The organism is Chloroflexus sp. (assembly GCF_034432675.1).
GTDB lineage: Bacteria > Chloroflexota > Chloroflexia > Chloroflexales > Chloroflexaceae > Chloroflexus.
This window is the reverse complement of record NZ_DAOUBI010000202.1, coordinates 1-18,232: the sequence shown is the minus strand read 5'-3', so window position 1 is coordinate 18,232 and position 18,232 is coordinate 1. Positions and strand designations below refer to the sequence as shown.

Sequence of the window (18,232 nt, the reverse complement as noted above, 5' to 3'; positions counted from 1 at the left end):
GGATGCACCCGGAACAACACGGCTTGGGCGGATACTCGTGGATAGCGCAACGCCTCGCGCCCCCCATCCGCGCCGATCCGCGCCATTTGCGTGTATCCGCGTTCCGCATCTTCGCTGATCGCCTCTCGTATGGGCCTGGAATGCGCTCTCCTGTTTCCCCAGTTCGCCAACCATCAGCATTTCGTATTATAATGACTGGTATCAGTTGTGGCAGCAAATACACAAAGGAGTGACCATCATGACTGCGCCTGCTGTACGCCACATTCGTCTTGTCACTGAAATACCCGGCCCGCGTTCGCGTGCATTACTGGCGCGGCGTGATGCGGCGGTGGTTGCCGGTTTGGGGCGGGCAACGCCGATAGCGATTGCCTCCGGCCAGGGTGCGCTGGTGACCGATGTTGATGGCAATACCCTGATCGATTTTGTCAGTGGGATTGGAACGCTCGCCGTCGGCCACTGTCCTCCCGAAGTGGTTCAGGCGATTCAGGCTCAGGCCGAACAGTTGATCCACCTTTCGGCGTTAGTTGGCACCTACGAACCGTATGTCGCCCTTTGCGAGCGGTTAAATGCGCTGGTACCCATCAGCGAGCCGTGCAAGACGTTGCTATCGAATTCGGGCGCCGAAGGGGTGGAAAATGCGATTAAATTTGCCCGCGCTGCGACCGGTCGACCGGCCATTATCGTGTTCGATGGCGCGTACCACGGGCGAACGCTGCTCACGCTTTCGCTCACTTCCCGCACCTACTTCAAAAAGAAATTCGGCCCGTTTGCCCCTGAGGTTTACCGCGCACCTTTTCCTTACGCTTACCGGATGGGCCTGAGTGAAGCGGAGGCAGTTGAACAGTGCTGGGCCGCATTTGAACGCATGCAGATTGCCGGTGTCGATCCCGAAACGGTGGCTGCGGTCTTGATTGAACCGGTGCAGGGTGAAGGTGGCTTTATCCCGGTGCCGGTCGAATTTATGCGGCGCTTACGCGAATTCTGCACGCGCAACGGCTCACTGTTGATTATCGATGAAGTGCAGAGTGGTTTTGGCCGTACCGGTACTCTCTTCGCGATTGAGCAATTTGGGGTTGAACCCGACATTATCGTAGCGGCCAAGAGCATCGCTGCCGGTATGCCTCTGGCGGCCACGATTGGTCGTGCCCGCATTATGGATTGCGCTCATTACGGCGGTGTCGGTGGTACCTACGGCGGCAATCCGCTCGCCTGTGTCGCAGCGCTGGCTACAATCGATCTGATTGAACGTGAGCACTTGCTGGAACGGGCAAAGGTGATCGGCCAACAGATTCGGGCTAGATTTGAACCAGTACTGGCCGATGATTCACTCGAGCCACTGGTTGGTGATGTTCGTGGTCTGGGGGCAATGATCGGGATCGAGCTGGTCAAGGATCGCCGCAAACGCACGCCAGCCGCCGCCGAAGAGGTGCTGGCGATCCTGGGGCGTGCGCTTGAACGGGGTGTGCTGGCGATGCGGGCCGGTCTGTATGCGAATTGTATCCGCTTGCTGGTACCACTTGTTATCACCGATGATCAGCTTGATGAAGGGCTAGAGGTGCTGATAGGGGCAATGCGCCACTGAATAGCATTGCGGCAGTCGTGAAGGATGAGCGTGCAGTAATCCTGCGCGCTCGCCGCTGTCACGTGTTGCCTTATTCCAAAGGAGAATAGATCATGACAATTGTCGTTGTTCAGACCAGACCTGAACATATTCCGCAGCTAGTTATTCACCAACAAGTCTGCTTTCCTCACCTGCATCCAGATGATCACTTTGACGCCGAGAACTTTGCTAATCATTTACGCCTTTTTCCCGAAGGGCAACACGTGGCTCTCGATAGTGATCGCGTCGTTGGGCAGAGTAGCACCTTCCGTATCAGCGGTGAAAAAGTCTTTCATCACCACACGTTTGAAGAGATCGTCGATCACGGCAATTTTGGCAACCACGATCCGGCAGGTGAATGGCTGTATGGCGCCGATATGAGTGTGCACCCCGATTACCGGGGACGCGGTATCAGCCGGATGTTGTACGATGCGCGCAAAGCACTCATTCGACGTCTCGGCCTGAAAGGTATGGTCGCCGGTGGTATGCTGCCCGGCTACGCTGCCTATCGTGACCAGATGACGGTCGAAGAGTATGTGGATGCAGTTGTGGCAGGGCGTTTGACCGATCCGACCCTCACCCCTCAGTTACGGAATGGGTTTACGGTGCGCGGCATTATCTACAACCATATTCGTGATAGCAATATGCCGCATGCCGCGCTCATTGTCTGGGAACCGTGACCCTCTGCGCATCATCGTATCCTGCGGCGGATGCCATGCACGATGCCACCGATACACCCTAGCCCCAGTGCTACGCCGATCAGCCACAATTCGCTGCCGGCGGCAGGTAGGCTGGTACTGGCAGTCGCCGCCATCACCACCTGAATATCGGTACGCGGAGCATTGCCGGTAATGACCGGAATGAGGGTATTAGTAGAGAACAGCGTGCGTCCGCCGGATTGAATCCGACCTTGCAGCGTATAGACTCGTCCTGCGTCGATCAGTGCCGGATTGTAGGCCAGATTGAAGCGAAACGGTGGTTGAGCGCCATTTGTCGTGAAGGTCTGTTCAACCACTACCCGCCCACCGGTCCCCTGTGGTGTCACCTCAGCAATCTGAAGCGTTACTAGTGCATCGGTAGGCAGGGTAATCTGCTCACGATAGGTAATAATCCCGCTCAGACTGGCCGTCGGTTGGGCGATTGCGCTGGCGGGTATCAATGTCAGGAGCAGACCAATCAGCGTGAAGATTGTCCGCCGCATATCCAGCATAGCGTTCTCCATGTTGCAAAACAGGCGAGAGAAGATGGTATACTCAAGATTATAAACGATAGAGATGCGCGAAAGTTACCGATGCGGGACATTGCGCGTTCACATGACACGACGCTGGAGAAGTTATGCCACTCTATCTGGTTACGGTGGCGTCATCTGCTATCAGATCACCACAGCAGCTCTATCTGCTGGCCGGTGCTGAACTTACGCCATCAGCAGTCACGTCGTTAGCCGATCAACTCTTACACGATCCAGTGGTGCAACAGGTACACTGGCAAGTTGTAGAAGACGGTCAGGCGCTTACCGATCCGTTTCTACCGCCAACTGATGCGTTAGTGATTGAAGTTGCGTATCGTCCCGGTGTAACCGATAGTGAAGGTGAGAGTGTGGTTGAAGGTGCGCGTCGGTTGGGTATACGCAATCTGGAACATGCCCGCTCATTGCGCCGGTATATTCTGCCTGCGACGACCGATCCCGCACAGGCAGCAGCGGATCTCGCGATTGATATTGTCCAAACCACTATTACCTACCATCCTGGTGACCAGGCGACAGCACGGGCTGCTTTTTATGCACTACTGGTCGCCGAGCCACATCCCACAACTCCGCTCGTGGCGATGGTTCCTCTTCGTACTGCCGATGATGCTGAGCTGATGGCGATCAGTCAACGTGGTGTGCTGGCGCTAGATCTGGCCGAGATGCGTGCGATTCAAGCCTATTTTGTTGCCCAGGGCCGTGACCCAACCGATGGTGAACTTGAGACTATCGCCCAGACCTGGAGTGAACATTGTTCCCATAAGACGTTCAAAGCCCGCGTACAGTATTCACAACCACCAGAAGATCTATCGGTTGACAGCGAGCACTATCCGATGCTCGCCCGACTTGCCGCCGGCAACTGCACCATCGATAGCCTCATCCGCACCTTTCTGATGCGGGCAACCCAAGAGGTGCTCTCTGGGCGTCAGGATGAATGGGTGTTGAGTGCCTTTGTTGATAACGCCGGCATTCTGGCCTTTGGGGATCGTCACGAGGTTTCGTACAAGGTCGAGACCCACAACCATCCCAGCGCCCTCGAACCATTTGGTGGCGCGAATACCGGTGTGGGGGGCGTCATCCGCGATGTGCTGGGGGTTTCGGCACGCCCGATTGCCAATATTGACGTGCTCTGTTTCGGTATGCCCGACGCACCGCCGCCACCGGCAGGCGTGCTCCATCCGCGCCGGATCGCCAGCGGGGTGGTCGCCGGGATTCGTGACTACGGAAATAAACTCGGTATTCCGACTGTCGGCGGTGCAGTGCTGTTCGATCCCGGCTATACCGCCAATCCATTGGTCTACTGTGGCACCGTTGGCCTCGCCCCGCGTGGTCTCCACCCGCGAAACGTGCGTCCGGGAGACATTATTGTGGTTATGGGTGGCCGCACCGGGCGTGATGGGATTCACGGTGCAACCTTCTCCAGCATCGAACTGACGCACACGACTGCCAGTGAGGTGGGCAGTGCGGTACAGATCGGTGACCCAATCACCGAGAAGAAAATGCTCGACGTGCTCTTGCAGGCACGTGATGCCGGTCTCTATTCGGCAATTACCGATTGTGGTGCCGGTGGCTTATCGTCCGCAGTTGGTGAAATGGGGGCTGAACTGGGTGCCGAAGTGCATCTCGAACACGTTCCCTGCAAGTATGCCGGTTTGCAACCGTGGGAAATCTGGCTTTCCGAGGCACAAGAGCGGATGGTGCTGGCAGTACCGCCCGACCGCCTGATCGCTCTGCTCACGCTGTGTACGGCTGAGGAGGTGGAGGCGACCCCGATTGGCCGCTTCACCGACGATAAGCGGCTGCGCGTTTTCTACCGCGATCTGGCAGTTGTCGATCTCGACATGCACTTCCTCCACGAAGGCCGCCCCCAGCGGGTGCTGAATGCCGAATGGCAGCCTTCACCGGCGTTGCGTCAATCACCACACCTGACCAACGTCGATCCAGAGCAGGCCCTGCTGGCCCTCCTCGCCCATCCTTCAATCGCCTCCAAGGAGCGTATCATCCGCACCTACGATCACGAAGTCGGTGGTGGTACGGTTGTCAAACCGCTGGTTGGTGCCAGCCTGGCCGGGCCTTCCGATGCGACCGTTCTGCAACCTCTCCCTGCTGAGACAGTCGGGCTGGCGTTAGGCTTTGGCATCTGCCCGCGCTACGGACGGCACGATCCCTACTGGATGGCCCTGGCCGCAATTGATGAGGCGCTGCGTAATGTTGTCGCAGTGGGGGGCGATCCTGACCGGACGGCCATTCTCGATAACTTCTGCTGGGGCGATCCAAAGCAACCTGATCGCATGGCCGGTCTGGTACGGGCAGCCGCTGCCTGCTACGACGGTGCCGTTGCGTTCGGTACTCCCTTCATCAGCGGGAAAGACTCGCTCAACAACGAATATCGTGACGCTGAAGGCCGCCGGGTTGCCATCCCACCGACTCTCCTGATCTCGGCGCTGGCCGAGGTGCCGGACATCCGACAGTGCGTCACAATGGACGTGAAGCAGCCCGGCGATGTCATCTACCTCCTCGGTGCCACCCGATCTGAATTTGCCGGCAGTCATCTGGCGGCAGTCGGTATGATCGACGATGTTGGCGCCTTACCAAAAGTTGATCTGGTGGCGGCACGCACGACGTTCCGTACTTTGCATCAGGCCATCCGCGCCGGCCTGGTGCGCACCTGCCACGATCTCAGCGAAGGTGGCCTGGCAGTAGCCGCTGCCGAGATGGCGATTGCCGGTGAACTGGGTCTGCATCTCGTGCTCGATAAGCTGGATGTCGATCCGATCACTGCCCTGTTTAGTGAAACCCCAAGCCGATTCTTAATTGCAGTTGATCCAGTTCATACAGTAGCGTTCGAGGCCATGTTCGCCGGCCTGCCGCTCGTGCGCTTAGGTGTAGTGACTGGTACACCGGCGTTACGGGTCGAGTGGCAGGAACGATCTCTGATCAACGTACCGGTAACAACCCTGCGTGAAACCTGGCAGCATAGCCTCGATGTGATCAATATAAAGGATAGCGACCTATGAGCGGGCAGTCTCCGCTAAGTTGTGCTGAATTTGTGATCGAAGTCGAACAACGGTTGCAGGCCGAACCTGCCATCGACTTTCTCGGTCGTGAAGGGGAAGTGATCCAGGTGCGCGCCGGTCAGCGTCGGTTGCGGATCGACATAAAACCCTTTTACAATGCCTACACACAGGCTCCAGAGCACTTTGATCTGGTGTATGCGACGCTGCTCCGTGTCCTGTATGAACAGGTACCTGCTCGTGAAGCAAAAACATTTAGTGAAGTAGCGCTGCGCATTCTCCCCATGCTCAAGCCGATTGTGCTACTCAACGCTGTCTTCGAGAAAAAATTGCCGATGCTGGCGTATCGTCCATTTCTTGCCGATCTCATCATCACCTACGTCATCGACGAACCGCAGACGGTGGCGTATATCAACGAACGGCATCTTGAACGGTGGGGAATTGGCGAGCATGTGCTTCACGAGCAAGCCCTGACCAACCTGGCTGCCCGCACTCAGGAGCGGGCCAGGTTTCTGGTGACCGGAGAAGGGGCACAGCGCCTGATTATCGCCAATTCGCAAGATGGGTATGATGCTACTCGCATCTTACTGCCCAATCTCCTGGCAAGCTGGCAACCCCACTTTCCGGGAACAATGGTGATCGGCATTCCCAATCGCGATTTTCTCATCGCCTTCAGTGATGCCGACGAAAGCATTCTGACCAGCGTTGCGCACCAGATTCAGCTCGATGCTGCTCAGCGTGACAATGGCTTAACCGACCAACTCTTCACGATTGAGGATGGTCAGGTACGTGAATATCGTTGGGTGTAGTAGCGTGCGCCGTTGGGTGATGGCGTGCAAGGAGTGGGAGTTCTGTTCGCGCTTATCATAACCCTTGTATTCTACGCTGCGGCGGGATGGCTTTGGTGGCAGCAGCGCAACCCATTGTATATTCTGGCGCTGCTGGCGGGTCAACTGAGTACCTGGCTCGATCCGGTGTGGCGCTTGATCTACACACTCCAGACAGTGCCCGGCCTCGGATCGCTCATCGCAGCCCTCGCGATACCCTTTGATCCGATCCGCTCACTACCGGCGGCATGGCCCGATCCGTTACCGGCCCTGATCATCGTTGGCCTCTACCTGTACCGCTGGTGGACCCCAGGTCTGGGCAGTGGTCTCTTCACGTTTGTTGTGTTTGTAAGTTTTCAGTTGCTCATCAGCATCCTCAATCTGCGACCGGCCACGCCGCCACTGCTCTTACAGACACTCCCGTTTGGTGTGCGCGTGGAGCTACTCGCTGCGCTGATGAGTGCAACCATTAGCTACGGTCTCTGTTACGTCTTTCTTACCGTACAGAACTACTCGTGGCCAAGTATGGCAGTCGCCATTTTGCCGATGCCGACCCTGTTCAGCGTCCTGATCTACGGCGTCATCGGTGCGCCGCTCCTTATCGGGCGCTTGCTGCCAGATGGTGAGTGGCCTGGGCGGATCGGGCTGATCTTAACCCTCGCCCTGCTTGGCTGGTGTGTCTACATCATCAGTAGTGCGCTTAATCGCTTGGATCGCAGGCGATGAGCAAAACCGTACTCACTCCAGAATTGCTCTTGTCTGCCTATGCACAGGGTATCTTCCCAATGGCAGACGCACGTGGCGAGATTGGCTGGTACGAACCGATTCGACGGGCGATTATTCCGCTCGACAAACGGTTTCACGTTCCGCGACGGCTGGCACGCACCGTGCGCTCGGGGTTTTATACCGTGACGTTTGATGCGGCCTTTGCAGATGTGATTGAAGCGTGTGCGGCCCCGGCGCCGGGCCGTGAAACAACCTGGATTTCGCCGGAGATCATTCGTGCGTACACCGAATTACACCGTCTGGGCTATGCGCATAGTGTGGAGTGCTGGCGCGATGGCCAACTGGCCGGGGGGCTATACGGGGTAGCGCTTGGCGGTCTCTTTGCCGGTGAGAGCATGTTTCATCGCATGCGCGATGCCAGCAAAGTTGCCCTGGTGCACCTCGTTGAACGTTTGCGCCGTGGCGGCTTTGTGCTTCTCGACTCACAATTTCTCACCGGGACGCACATGCTGCAATTTGGCGCCATCGAGATACCACGCGCCGAATATTACCGGCTCCTGCGCCAGGCATTGACCGTCCCGGCGACATGGTAAACGCCGTTGAAGCATCGACACAAGAAATATGCGACGTACCGTTCTGGTACGTCGCATGCTGTTTGTGTGTGGTGTAAACCCTACTTGCTCTTGCGTTTGCGTTCGCGACGGGCTTCACGGCGACCGGTCGTCGCAACCGGGCGAGGTGTAGCCGGTGCAGCGGCGGTTGGATTCTGGCGTGGTGCCGGGGTGCGGGTACGCGCATTGCGTGCGAGTTCAGGCAAGACATTGCGCATGTAGTATACAACATAACCGCCCAAAATCAGCTCGATCACGAGCTGAATGTAAAACCAAAAGCGCTGATTAAATGTAGGTACGTTGAGCATACGGGCCATGCCCAATGCTACGCCAAACCCACCTACAATCAGCAGGGCGATCCCCAGTTGGCGAAAAAATGTTGCTCGTGCAACGTTTCGCTCCGTGTGTAGCCAGATGAAGTAGGCGCCGCTCGCGACCAAAAGAATCTGCACAATAAAGAAAGTCCAAGCATATGAGCCAAATTGAGGGCTAACAGTAATGAAGTAGTCAAAGAAACCCATAAGAACAAGCCTCTCCTCACGGTCGCAGAGCGTCTCTCACGATTGATTGTAGCGGCGATTATAGCAGCGCCGTGAATGATCGTCAACAATGTCCACGCCATGATGCACGTGTCGCGTCGTCTGGCGTGCAGTCCCGCTAGAGGCGGGAGCTACCGGTACAGGATGATTCTCGCTGTCGCGTGGTGGATCTGGCTTGCGCTACTCTGCCGGACGAAGGCACCGCGGGTCGGGGCAGGTGAGGGGAGCACTGGAGTCGTGTGCTTCCAGGGCGACGCCAGAGCTGATGATGCACCGTATGGGTCAAGGTTTGATATGAGTCGCAGGAAATTCACAAACCTTTTCGCTAGACATATACAGCAAAAATATGTATAATGTGCAAAAGATTGCAAATAATAAAAAAGGGAGCATGTTATGCCTTACCGCATTCGTCGCCGTGCCCACGATCTGATCTGGGTGGTGATGGAGGAACATCTGCACCTGGCCGAAGCGGAACGGTATTATCACGAAATGTGGCGCTTGCTCGATCAGTGTCCAAAGCCGACGGATTTACTGGTGGATGGTCGTCGTATCTCTGGCGCTGATCGCGGCGCACGGCAGCGTACTGAGGCTATCGTTCACCATAAGCATCTTGGTCGGATTGCCTTTATCGTGTCTGAGCATCATCTGCTGATATTTGCTCCACTGGTACGTTTTGTCAGTGGCATCGGGTTGTTTGCCACTGAACAGGAGGCGCTGCGTTTTCTGGGTACGGTGATGGAATACGGTGACTGATCACGTCTGTCTCTGGTGTCGAAACCGCTGCAACAACGAATGCGCTGCCTGGTCGCGGGTCGCCCGCCAGGCGAGATGCCTCTTGCAGGCGTCCCACAAAACGGTAGCTTCCTCTCTCCACACGCCTCGTCCGGCCTGCTGCCCGGTCACGATCTGGGTGCACTCCTCACAGTTGCTCTGTTCATGGCATCCTCGCCGTTCGGCATACCCATCTCCGTCAGGTCGGTGACGACCATCTCCCGCCGCTGGTTTAATGATCGCCACAAGTGTCTTTGCTTATATGCACAGGCTTTGTTAATTTTCTGTTCAGATTGTATTTTGGGTCATACGATTGCATAATATGTTCAGGTCATCTGTTGAAAGGCAAGGAGCAATGGAGCTATGAGCCAGCCACATGAGTTTGTGATGGTGCTCGGCTTGCAGCGCTACAGCCAGGATTTCTTCCGTCGTGCTGAAGCCGAAGTACGTAAAGAAGTTCCCGATTTTCGTCTGCATATCTTTGAAGATCGTGATGTAACTGCTCGCCCTACCGAGGTGGAAGCGGCAATTGCCCGCTGTCAGTGTCTGATCCTCTCGCTGATTACCCTCAACGAAACGGCAGAGGTGCTGGTGCCGATGGTTGAACGTCACGATCCGGCGGTCGTCTTTTCGTTTGAGGGCTTACCCGAAGTGATGCGCTTGAATAAGGTCGGCTCATACAACCTTAAAGCCGGCAAGGGAATGCCAAAACCGGTGCAAAATGTCGCTCGACTGCTGGTCGGTGGACGTGAGGAAGATGCACTCTACGGTTACGTGAAATTGCAAAAAATCACTTCTAAACTGATCAATTTCTTGCCCGGTAAACGTTTGAACGATTTTCGTAACTGGACGAATGTCAATAACTACTGGAACCATCGCAGTGTGGCGAATGCCGCCAATATGTTCAAGCTGATCCTGCGCGAGTATGGCGGGATGAGCCATTTGCGGGTTGAACCCGTTGTTGAGATGCCGAATATGGGCTTTGCCCACCCTGATGCGCCGCGTCTCTTTGCCAGTCCCGCCGAGTACGAGCGCTGGGAGAAGGAGCGCAATCGCACACGCAAAGCTGTGCCGCCGCCGCTCGGCACGGTGGCAGTATTGTCATTCCGCGCTCATATCCTGTCTGGCGCCGACTATCATCACAAAATTGTGCACACTCTGGAAGCTGCCGGATTGCGCGTGTTGCCGATTTTTGTGATGGGTATCGAGAGCCATATCGTGGTGCGCGAGTGGCTAAGCCATATGAAGGTTGATCTGGTGATTAATACGATGGGCTTTCCCCTCGTTGGCGGGCCTGCCGGTTCGACCAAGGCCGGGTTAACGGTTGATGTGGCTCGCGAGCTGTTGAGTAAACTCGATACCCCCTATATCGTGGCTCAACCACTGTTCGTGCAGGATGAAGATGACTGGCGTGAGCATGGCGTAGGGCCGTTGCAGAGTACGTTTCTCTTCAGTTTGCCGGAGATGGACGGGGCGGTCGCCCCGGTTGTGCTTGGTGGAATGCGGGGTAGTACGATCACGACTGTTCCGGATCGGCTTGAGCGGCTGGCCCGCATGGCCCGTGGGTTTGTCCGGCTGCGCAAGAAAGCAAACCGGGACAAGAAGGTGGCAATTATCGTCTATAACTATCCGCCAGGCCAAGGGAAGGTGGCCACGGCTGCCCTGCTTGATGTGCCGGCCAGTCTGATTGCGATCCTCGACCGGCTGGCGGCTGAAGGGTACGATGTGGGCCGTTACCCCCGTGATCCGGCTGTCTTTGCCCGCTGTCTTGAGGGCCTGGTGAGCGATCAGCCGCTGCCACCCGGCCATCCCCCGGTGGTGATTGGTACCAGCGCCGACCGCCAGGATTTTTATCGCTGGCTCCGGCCAATCGATCAAGAGCGGATCAACGCCCGGTGGGGCGAATTTCCCGGTGATATTGCGCCGCTCGGACGCGATAAGGTGCGGCTGGCCGGTACCCAGATTGGGAATATCTTTATCGGTGTGCAACCGGTGATCGGTATGCCCGGTGACCCGATGCGTCTGCTCTTCGACAAAGAAAACACACCGCACCATCAATACGCGCTCTTCTACCGCTATCTCAGCGAGCAGTTTGGAGCCGATGCGATTATCCATCTCGGTATGCACGGTACCGCCGAGTGGATGCCTGGCGTGCAACTCGGTGTGACCGACCGCTGCTGGCCTGATGTGTTGTTGGGTGAGGTGCCCAATTTCTATGTATATCCCATCAATAACCCCGCCGAAGCCAATATTGCCAAGCGTCGCGGCTACAGCACGATCGTCGGTCACGCCATCCCGCCGTATGGTCGTGCCGGGTTGTACCGCGAATTGCAGGCCCTGCAAGACCTGCTGATTGAATATCGTGAGCGTCCGGCAGCTCTGGCCGATGATGATCAAAGTCCCGAAGCGGTAGCGATTATGCAGAAGATCGCTCTGCTCAATCTGGATCAGGACCTGGTGCGCCAGCCCGATGAACCGTTCAGCCGTTTTGCTTCGCGTGCGTATGCGTATCTGCGCGATCTGGCAACCACCATGATCACAGATCGGTTGCACGTGCTCGGCAGCGCACCACCACCGGAAGAACAGCTTACGTTGATCGTGGAAACGCTGAAGGTGCCACGGGGCGAACTGCCCGGCCTGGCCGATCTGCTGTTGTCGGCACGGCGGCCTGGTTTGCGCTACAACGAATTACTGACCCAGGCGCGTCAGGGTGATGCGCCTGCATTGGCCTTGCGCGAAGAGATTGAAACCTGCTGTACTGAACTGGTGCAGCAGACCGTCTTCGGCCAGATGACACCTGAACAGGCAGCGCAGACCTTTGGTCTGCCGGCAGCGGAGGTCGCCGGTCTGGTGCAACATGGGCGGGCATTGCTGACGGCGTTGCGCGACAACACGCAGGAGCTGGATTTTCTGGTGCGTGGGCTGGCTGGACGCTACATTCCGGCAGCGCCCGGTGGTGACATCATTCGCGATGGTGTGGCCGTGTTGCCGACCGGACGCAACATTCACAGCCTTGATCCGTTCCGCGTGCCGACAGACAGTGCCTATGAGCGCGGTGTCCGCATTGCCGAGGCGCTCATCGCTGCTCATCGCGCCGAGACTGGTCAATACCCGGAGACAATTGCTCAGGTGTTGTGGGGTCTTGATGCGATCAAGACCAAAGGCGAGTCGATTGGAATTGTTCTCGGCTTAATCGGTGCGCGACCGCTCAAAGACGGTCAGGGTAAAGTAGGCCGTTATGTCCTGATCCCGTTGGCTGAACTGGGGCGACCACGGATCGATGTGCTCATGACCGCTTCCGGCATCTTCCGCGATATTTTTGCCGGCACGATGGATATGCTTGATCGCCTGGTGCGTGAGGCAGCATCGGCTGATGAACCGCCGGCCATGAACTACATCCGCAAACACGTGCAAGAGATGATGGCTGCCGGGAAGACCTTTGATCAGGCGACCGCCCGTATCTTTACCCAGGCCGCCGGTACCTACGGGACTGATGTTGATGAGGCGATTGAAGGCAGTGCTTGGGAAAAACGGGAAGAACTTGAGGAGCTGTTTATCAAGCGGAATGCGTATGCCTTCGGTGGACGGCAAAGCGGTGAGTCACGTCCCGACGTCTTGCGTACCCTGCTCGGCACGGTGAGTCGAGTGGCCCAGGAGATCGACAGCGTCGAATACGGTCTCACCGACATGCAGCACTACTACGGTTATTCAGGAGCCTTAAAAGCGGCTGCCGAACGGGCCACCGGCCAGCGCGTACCGCTCAATTTTGTGGAGAGTTTTACGGCTGAGACCAAACTGCAAACCCTGGAGCAGACGCTACGGGTCGAATACCGCACGAAATTCCTCAACCCGAAGTGGTACGAGGGTATGCTGCGCCACGGTCACAACGGTGCCGCCGAGATTGCCAGCCGCTTTACCTACATGCTGGGGTGGAGCGCCACCACCGACGCGGTCGATCAGTGGGTCTACAACGAAGCAGCCCAAACCTTCGTGCTCGACGATGCTATGCGAACCCGGATTGAAGCTCTCAACCCGGCGGCAGCGCGCAATATGGTAGGGCGTCTGCTGGAAGCGAATGCAAGAGGGATGTGGCAGACCGATGAGGCAACCCTCGAACGACTACGCGAACTACACGCCGACCTGGAAGACCGTTTAGAGGGTGTGGTTGGGTAACTGATCCCTCCTCACCCCCCGCCCCCGCTCTTCTCTCCCGGGGAGAGGAGCGGGGGAGTTACATTGTTCGCTCTTGAGATCACTCTTGTTGTCGGAACGTATGGGCCAGGGCACCATTGCGCAGCCTTCTGATCATTCCCTTTCTTACCTTACCTTTGCGCTATCAATACCCCTTGACAAAACTGCAAAACAGTTATACACTTCAAATAGTTTGATAAACAAAACTATTTGGAGATTCAAATCATGTATCACAACCTTGATCCGCCCTACACCGCTGAACAAGTCGCCGAACTCTTTAACCTTGTACACAGTGAACTTATGGGTCAGAGTATGGATACGCTCCTGCAATTTCTTCAGCGCTCCAATCTCTCGATGCCGCGTCTGGTCTCGCTGATGTACATTCAGCGGCAGCGTGAAACCACTATTTCATCCTTGAGCGAACATCTCAATCTGACCCTCGGTACGACCAGTCAGATGATCGAGCAGCTCGTGCAGGATGGCCTGGTTGAACGCTATGAAGCGCCGCATGATCGCCGCCAGAAACTGGTTTCCCTTACCGCAACCGGTGAAGCGATTGTCGCCGAAGCGCGCCAGATTCGATTGCATGAGGCCAGCCGTCATCTCAGCCGGTTGCCACCTGCATTGCTCGCACAGTTGGGACAGGCGCTGCACGCCGCCTGTCGCGAGTGGAGTCTTGTGACTACCACGTAGGCTTGCCGACTTGCCACTCTTTGGTACGTGTTACCCCCAACGTGCCTGTGCATGTGGGGCCGGCTCTGCCTGTGCCCGATTTTGACTTGTTATGACGACGCAGGAGCATGAACAAACCTATGACAACCACAACCTCTTCCCCGACTGCTACAACTGTTCGCATTGACTATGCTGCAACGCTCGATCAACGGAGTAAGGTGCTGATCTTGATCGGTGTCTTGCTGGGTCTGTTTCTCTCGGCACTGGATCAGACGATTGTTTCCACTGCACTCCCACGCATCGTTGCCGATTTGCAGGGTATCGAATTGATCGGCTGGGTTTCAACCAGCTATCTGTTGGCCTCAACGGCGATGGTGCCGATCTATGGCAAACTGTCCGATATTTACGGGCGCAAGTATGTTTTGTTGTTCGGGATCGTGGTCTTTCTGCTCGGTTCGCTGTTATGTGGGCTGGCCGCCGATATGACACAGTTGGTCGTCTTCCGTGGCTTGCAGGGCTTCGGGGCTGCGGCCCTCACCTCAACCGCGTTTGCGATCCCCGCTGATCTGTTTGCGCCGGCAGAACGGGCACGTTACATGGGGTTGTTCGGCGCAGTGTTCGGGTTGTCGAGTGTGGTTGGCCCATTCATTGGTGGTCTCCTGACCGACAATCTGAGCTGGCATTGGGTCTTTTTCGTCAACCTCCCGCTGGGTGTGATCGCCCTTGGGTTTATCGTTGCCAAATTACCACGTCTGCACAGCGGGCTTATGCCGGCCATTGATTACGCCGGTGCCGCGACCCTGTTGTTGACCGTGATCCCATTCTTGCTGGCACTAACGCTCGACAAGAATGATTATCCGTGGACATCGCCCCTTATTCTGAGCATGTTTGTCGTCAGTGCCGTCGGCCTCGTTCTCTTCCTCCTGATCGAACGGCGTGCCGAGTCGCCGATTCTGCCGTTGCATTTGTTCCGCATTCCCACCTTTACGCTGACGGCGTTGATTGGGGTGACGGTAGGAGCGACTCTGTTTGCGGCGATCTTCTTTCTCTCGCTCTATCTGGTGAATGTGCTGGGGGTGAGTGCGACGGCTGCCGGGACGACGCTCATTCCCCTGACCCTAAGTCTGGTTGTGGGGGCGATGGTGTCATCGCAAATTGTGCAACGCACCGGTAACTATAAGTGGGTGATCATTGCCGGGATGGCGATCATTGTCGGGTCGCTTTGGTGGCTGACGACGCTCACACCGGACACGTCGATCTGGATGGTGCGCCTACGAATGATTGCGCTCGGTTTGGGTCTGGGGCCATCAATGCCCATCCTTAATCTGGCAATGCAGAACGCGGTGCCGCGCACCGATCTGGGTGCAGCCACGGCTAGCCGGCAGTTCTTTCAGCAAATCGGCCAGGTAATGGGGTCGGCGGTCTTTGGCGCACTGCTTACCGGTGTTCTCACGACGAGCCTGAGCACGAGTCTGGCCCCAATTCAGGCTCAGTTACCGCCCGATCTGGCGGCCCGCTTCGATAGCAGCGCACTTCGGAACGGCATGAGTGCAGGTGAGGGTACGAGTGGTGAGGTGGTTGATCCGGCAGTTCGTATTGAGCAAGCCATTGCCGAACAGTTTGCCGTGCGACGCGATCTCATCACTCGGGCGCTGCGTGATGCCGATCCGACAGCGATTGCAACGTTGCGCAGCGATCCTCAATTGCCGGCGCAGCAGAAGGCGATACTGGAGATGGTAGAGACACTACCGGCGGCTGTGCGCGAACAGGCGCTCATGCAGGTGCTTGCCCGGCTGGACGAAGCGGAACAAACGGCACGTGCCGAAGGTCGTGCGCTGGGTCAACAGATCAGTACTGCTTTGAAGAATGCCTTTACCGACAGCGTCACCACTATTTACCGGTACGCAGTCTGGCTCGCCGTTATTGGACTGATCCTGGCGCTGTTTATTCCCCAACTGCCGCTTCAGCGCAGCTATGGCCAGGATTTGCCGCCACTGATGGAGTGAGTTTCAAGGCCGTTGTCTCGTCCATTTGGGGGAGTGGGGAGTGGGGATGGACGTGCTCCAGGGCATTCACCCGCCCCTAGCGGGCTATGCATACTGGTGTCAACCACGGGTGTACCAGCGGCTATGATCGCCATGGGTGCTGTTTTGGGCGACTAGCCCGGTGACAGTGCGCCGCCCCAGCTGTGCCAGCACGTGCCGGATGAATTTCCTTACCCGCTCGCCATATGCGTGTCGCACGGTTTGGAGTGCGGCAGCCATGCTGCCGCGCCAGCCGCGCTCACGATTCGGTGTGTGTCACACCGTTCCCCGTCCTGGTCACGAGGATGCTGGATGTGCTTGTTTCGATCATAGAGTCGGTCAGGAATGAATGCGATACCTGTGCGTAGACGTTTGGTTGCACCAGGTTCGTGCCTGCACACCATCGGCCACGGGGCCAGCACCTGCCGGCGGTAGAGATGATGCCTCTACGCGGGCTGGAAATCCACGCCACAGGGAGCACTTGCAGCCCGACATAACGTAGCGTGACATATGGGTAATGTATAGCCCAGCAGAGGCGGTGGGGTGGGGGTAGGTTGCCCTTATTAACCACACCTAGCCCCCGCTTCTCTTCCACCAGGAAAGGAGCGGGAAATACCAGGTCCAGGGAAAGGGAGGGGGTAATAATAATATTCCCCGAATTCAGCACTCTCTACCAATGACGGGTGGGTGGCTACGATCAGCCGTTGCTATAGCGAACGGTATTTCCGTGTCGATGCACAATCTGGCAACTCCAGGTATATAATACGCCCAAGGAACCGTTACCCTGTTTTAACGAGGTGTCACTGTGACGACTCAACGTCCGCGTCGTGGTCGTGGCCGCAAGCGCAGTTCAGCGCTGACCGTCCAGCGTCGGTTGTGGCTGATCAGCCGTCTTGGGCGGGAAGCGGCCCTTCCTGAAGAGTTGATTGCCGATGCGCGTCGTGTCTTTGGTGAGTCGGTCTACCCATCAAATGACTTAACTGCACTTCGTCACGATTTCCACGCTATTCGCAATGAGTTTCGTTGTACACTCAAGCGCCAGCTTGATGGCCGGTACGCTCTGATCGATTTTGGTCGCCTGACGTTACTGAATCTGCCGGATGAGGAGATGGAAGCCCTGGCTTTTCTCGTCTCTTTCTTTAGCGAGGGAAGCTGGCCGAATCGATTGCAGATACGTTCACTCTTACAGCGTATTATTACCCTGCTACCTGATGAACAACGGCAAACGATCCGGCAACCGAACACGTTTCGGGTGGAATTGCCCCAGAGCAGTGTAACGGTTGATCAGAAATTGTTAATGCGCCTGAAACGAAATTTGCGTCGCCACGCTGTGCAGTTTCAGTACCGCTCGAACTACAGCGACGAGCCTGAGTCGCACCGGGTTGCCCCGATATGCCTGTTTGTCCGCGATGGACATACGTATCTTGAAGGCTACTGCTACAGTTCGTCCCAGCAGGTGACAATTGGGCAATACATAACGTATCGAGTTGATCGGATCATTCCCAGCACACTCCAGGTTGAACGACGGGCCTTACCACCAGAGCTGCCACCACGCCGGATGTGGTCAATTCGCTACCGGCTTTCACCGCAGGTTGCACGCAATCGGGATATTTCGCTGTGGTTTTCGCAAAGCACGGTGACATATCTTGAAGACGGCAGCGCAGAGGTATCGGCTCAGACTAGCGATCTCTGGCAGGCTGAACAGATTCTCCTGCGCTATCGCGATCACTGTCAGGTGCTCGAACCGCCAGAGTTGATCGAGCAGATCCGGCAAACTATCGAGCGCATGCGGCTGTTGTACGCACAGGATCAGCCGGTGCCCAAGGGATGAGACAGACATCACGTGCCGTTCACTAACGCCAGAAAAAGGCCAGGTAGAAGAGCACAATGATAATCATACTTGCCGCCACGAGCACGTTCAGATCGCAAACCAACGATGGTTAGCCGCCGCGTTTTGATCAGAACTTTGAAAATGGGTTTTGCTTTGCCTGCCGTCGCGTCTTTTTGCCCAGGG

General features: G+C 56.7%; 13 protein-coding genes. 11 read left to right on the top strand and 2 right to left on the bottom strand.

The window, feature by feature from the left end; all coding sequences use genetic code 11:
* The first annotated feature begins 238 nt into the window (after positions 1 to 238).
* Together VAE55_RS15295 and VAE55_RS15290 are read left to right on the top strand one after the other, a co-directional pair.
* Positions 239 to 1,582 carry an aspartate aminotransferase family protein gene (locus tag VAE55_RS15295; protein WP_322816599.1) on the top strand — a complete coding sequence of 448 codons (1,344 nt, stop codon included), beginning with the start codon at positions 239 to 241 and terminating at the stop codon, positions 1,580 to 1,582.
* Between the two features lie 92 nt (positions 1,583 to 1,674).
* Complete coding sequence (locus tag VAE55_RS15290; protein ID WP_322816598.1) at positions 1,675 to 2,280, top strand: GNAT family N-acetyltransferase; 606 nt, start codon at positions 1,675 to 1,677, stop codon at positions 2,278 to 2,280.
* A gap of 11 nt (positions 2,281 to 2,291) precedes the next feature.
* Here the strand turns inward: VAE55_RS15290 and VAE55_RS15285 are convergent, their stop codons facing one another.
* Positions 2,292 to 2,810 (bottom strand): YbaY family lipoprotein, encoded by a 519-nt coding sequence (locus VAE55_RS15285; RefSeq protein ID WP_322816597.1) that lies wholly within the window; start codon positions 2,808 to 2,810, stop codon positions 2,292 to 2,294.
* Between the two features lie 125 nt (positions 2,811 to 2,935).
* On the opposite strand from VAE55_RS15285, the gene purL reads away from it, so the two are divergent.
* Genes purL through aat form a run of 4 tightly spaced genes read left to right on the top strand, consistent with a single transcriptional unit; the run spans position 2,936 to position 8,003 of the window.
* A complete protein-coding gene (purL, locus tag VAE55_RS15280) occupies positions 2,936 to 5,860 on the top strand; it encodes a phosphoribosylformylglycinamidine synthase subunit PurL (protein WP_322816596.1) in 2,925 nt (974 codons plus the stop codon).
* Positions 5,857 to 6,666 carry a DUF1444 family protein gene (locus VAE55_RS15275; RefSeq protein WP_322816595.1) on the top strand — a complete coding sequence of 270 codons (810 nt, stop codon included), beginning with the start codon at positions 5,857 to 5,859 and terminating at the stop codon, positions 6,664 to 6,666. Before purL ends, VAE55_RS15275 begins: the two co-directional genes overlap by 4 nt.
* Positions 6,667 to 6,699: 33 nt before the next feature.
* The gene (locus VAE55_RS15270) at positions 6,700 to 7,410 is read left to right on the top strand and encodes a hypothetical protein (protein ID WP_322816594.1); all 711 of its coding nucleotides are present in this window, start codon (positions 6,700 to 6,702) and stop codon (positions 7,408 to 7,410) included.
* Positions 7,407 to 8,003: a leucyl/phenylalanyl-tRNA--protein transferase gene (gene aat / locus VAE55_RS15265; RefSeq protein ID WP_322816593.1), complete on the top strand. Its 597-nt coding sequence runs from the start codon at positions 7,407 to 7,409 to the stop codon at positions 8,001 to 8,003. The genes VAE55_RS15270 and aat overlap by 4 nt, the downstream gene beginning before the upstream one ends.
* 80 nt (positions 8,004 to 8,083) lie before the next feature.
* Here the strand turns inward: aat and VAE55_RS15260 are convergent, their stop codons facing one another.
* A complete protein-coding gene (locus tag VAE55_RS15260; protein WP_322816592.1) occupies positions 8,084 to 8,542 on the bottom strand; it encodes a hypothetical protein in 459 nt (152 codons plus the stop codon).
* 411 nt (positions 8,543 to 8,953) lie between these two features.
* Here VAE55_RS15260 and VAE55_RS15255 point away from each other — a divergent pair, with 411 nt between their 5' ends.
* The 5 genes from VAE55_RS15255 (at position 8,954) to VAE55_RS15235 (ending at position 18,049) form a co-directional block, all read left to right on the top strand.
* Positions 8,954 to 9,313: an STAS/SEC14 domain-containing protein gene (locus tag VAE55_RS15255; protein WP_012259208.1), complete on the top strand. Its 360-nt coding sequence runs from the start codon at positions 8,954 to 8,956 to the stop codon at positions 9,311 to 9,313.
* Positions 9,314 to 9,694: 381 nt separating this feature from the next.
* Entirely contained in the window at positions 9,695 to 13,504 is a 3,810-nt protein-coding gene (bchH, locus tag VAE55_RS15250; RefSeq protein ID WP_322816591.1) for a magnesium chelatase subunit H, read from the top strand.
* 243 nt (positions 13,505 to 13,747) lie between these two features.
* Positions 13,748 to 14,215 carry a MarR family winged helix-turn-helix transcriptional regulator gene (locus VAE55_RS15245; RefSeq protein WP_322816590.1) on the top strand — a complete coding sequence of 156 codons (468 nt, stop codon included), beginning with the start codon at positions 13,748 to 13,750 and terminating at the stop codon, positions 14,213 to 14,215.
* A gap of 119 nt (positions 14,216 to 14,334) precedes the next feature.
* Complete coding sequence (locus VAE55_RS15240; RefSeq protein ID WP_322816589.1) at positions 14,335 to 16,200, top strand: MDR family MFS transporter; 1,866 nt, start codon at positions 14,335 to 14,337, stop codon at positions 16,198 to 16,200.
* Between the two features lie 823 nt (positions 16,201 to 17,023).
* Positions 17,024 to 18,049: a WYL domain-containing protein gene (locus VAE55_RS15235; protein ID WP_322816588.1), complete on the top strand. Its 1,026-nt coding sequence runs from the start codon at positions 17,024 to 17,026 to the stop codon at positions 18,047 to 18,049.
* Positions 18,050 to 18,232 lie beyond the last annotated feature (183 nt).

Coding starts and splice junctions, on each gene's coding strand:
- VAE55_RS15295 (WP_322816599.1), top strand. CDS start 239: ATGACTGCGCCTGCTGTACGCCACATTCGTCTTGTCACTGAAATACCC.
- VAE55_RS15290 (WP_322816598.1), top strand. CDS start 1,675: ATGACAATTGTCGTTGTTCAGACCAGACCTGAACATATTCCGCAGCTA.
- VAE55_RS15285 (WP_322816597.1), bottom strand. CDS start 2,810: ATGCTGGATATGCGGCGGACAATCTTCACGCTGATTGGTCTGCTCCTG.
- purL (WP_322816596.1), top strand. CDS start 2,936: ATGCCACTCTATCTGGTTACGGTGGCGTCATCTGCTATCAGATCACCA.
- VAE55_RS15275 (WP_322816595.1), top strand. CDS start 5,857: ATGAGCGGGCAGTCTCCGCTAAGTTGTGCTGAATTTGTGATCGAAGTC.
- aat (WP_322816593.1), top strand. CDS start 7,407: ATGAGCAAAACCGTACTCACTCCAGAATTGCTCTTGTCTGCCTATGCA.
- VAE55_RS15260 (WP_322816592.1), bottom strand. CDS start 8,542: ATGGGTTTCTTTGACTACTTCATTACTGTTAGCCCTCAATTTGGCTCA.
- VAE55_RS15255 (WP_012259208.1), top strand. CDS start 8,954: ATGCCTTACCGCATTCGTCGCCGTGCCCACGATCTGATCTGGGTGGTG.
- bchH (WP_322816591.1), top strand. CDS start 9,695: ATGAGCCAGCCACATGAGTTTGTGATGGTGCTCGGCTTGCAGCGCTAC.
- VAE55_RS15245 (WP_322816590.1), top strand. CDS start 13,748: ATGTATCACAACCTTGATCCGCCCTACACCGCTGAACAAGTCGCCGAA.
- VAE55_RS15240 (WP_322816589.1), top strand. CDS start 14,335: ATGACAACCACAACCTCTTCCCCGACTGCTACAACTGTTCGCATTGAC.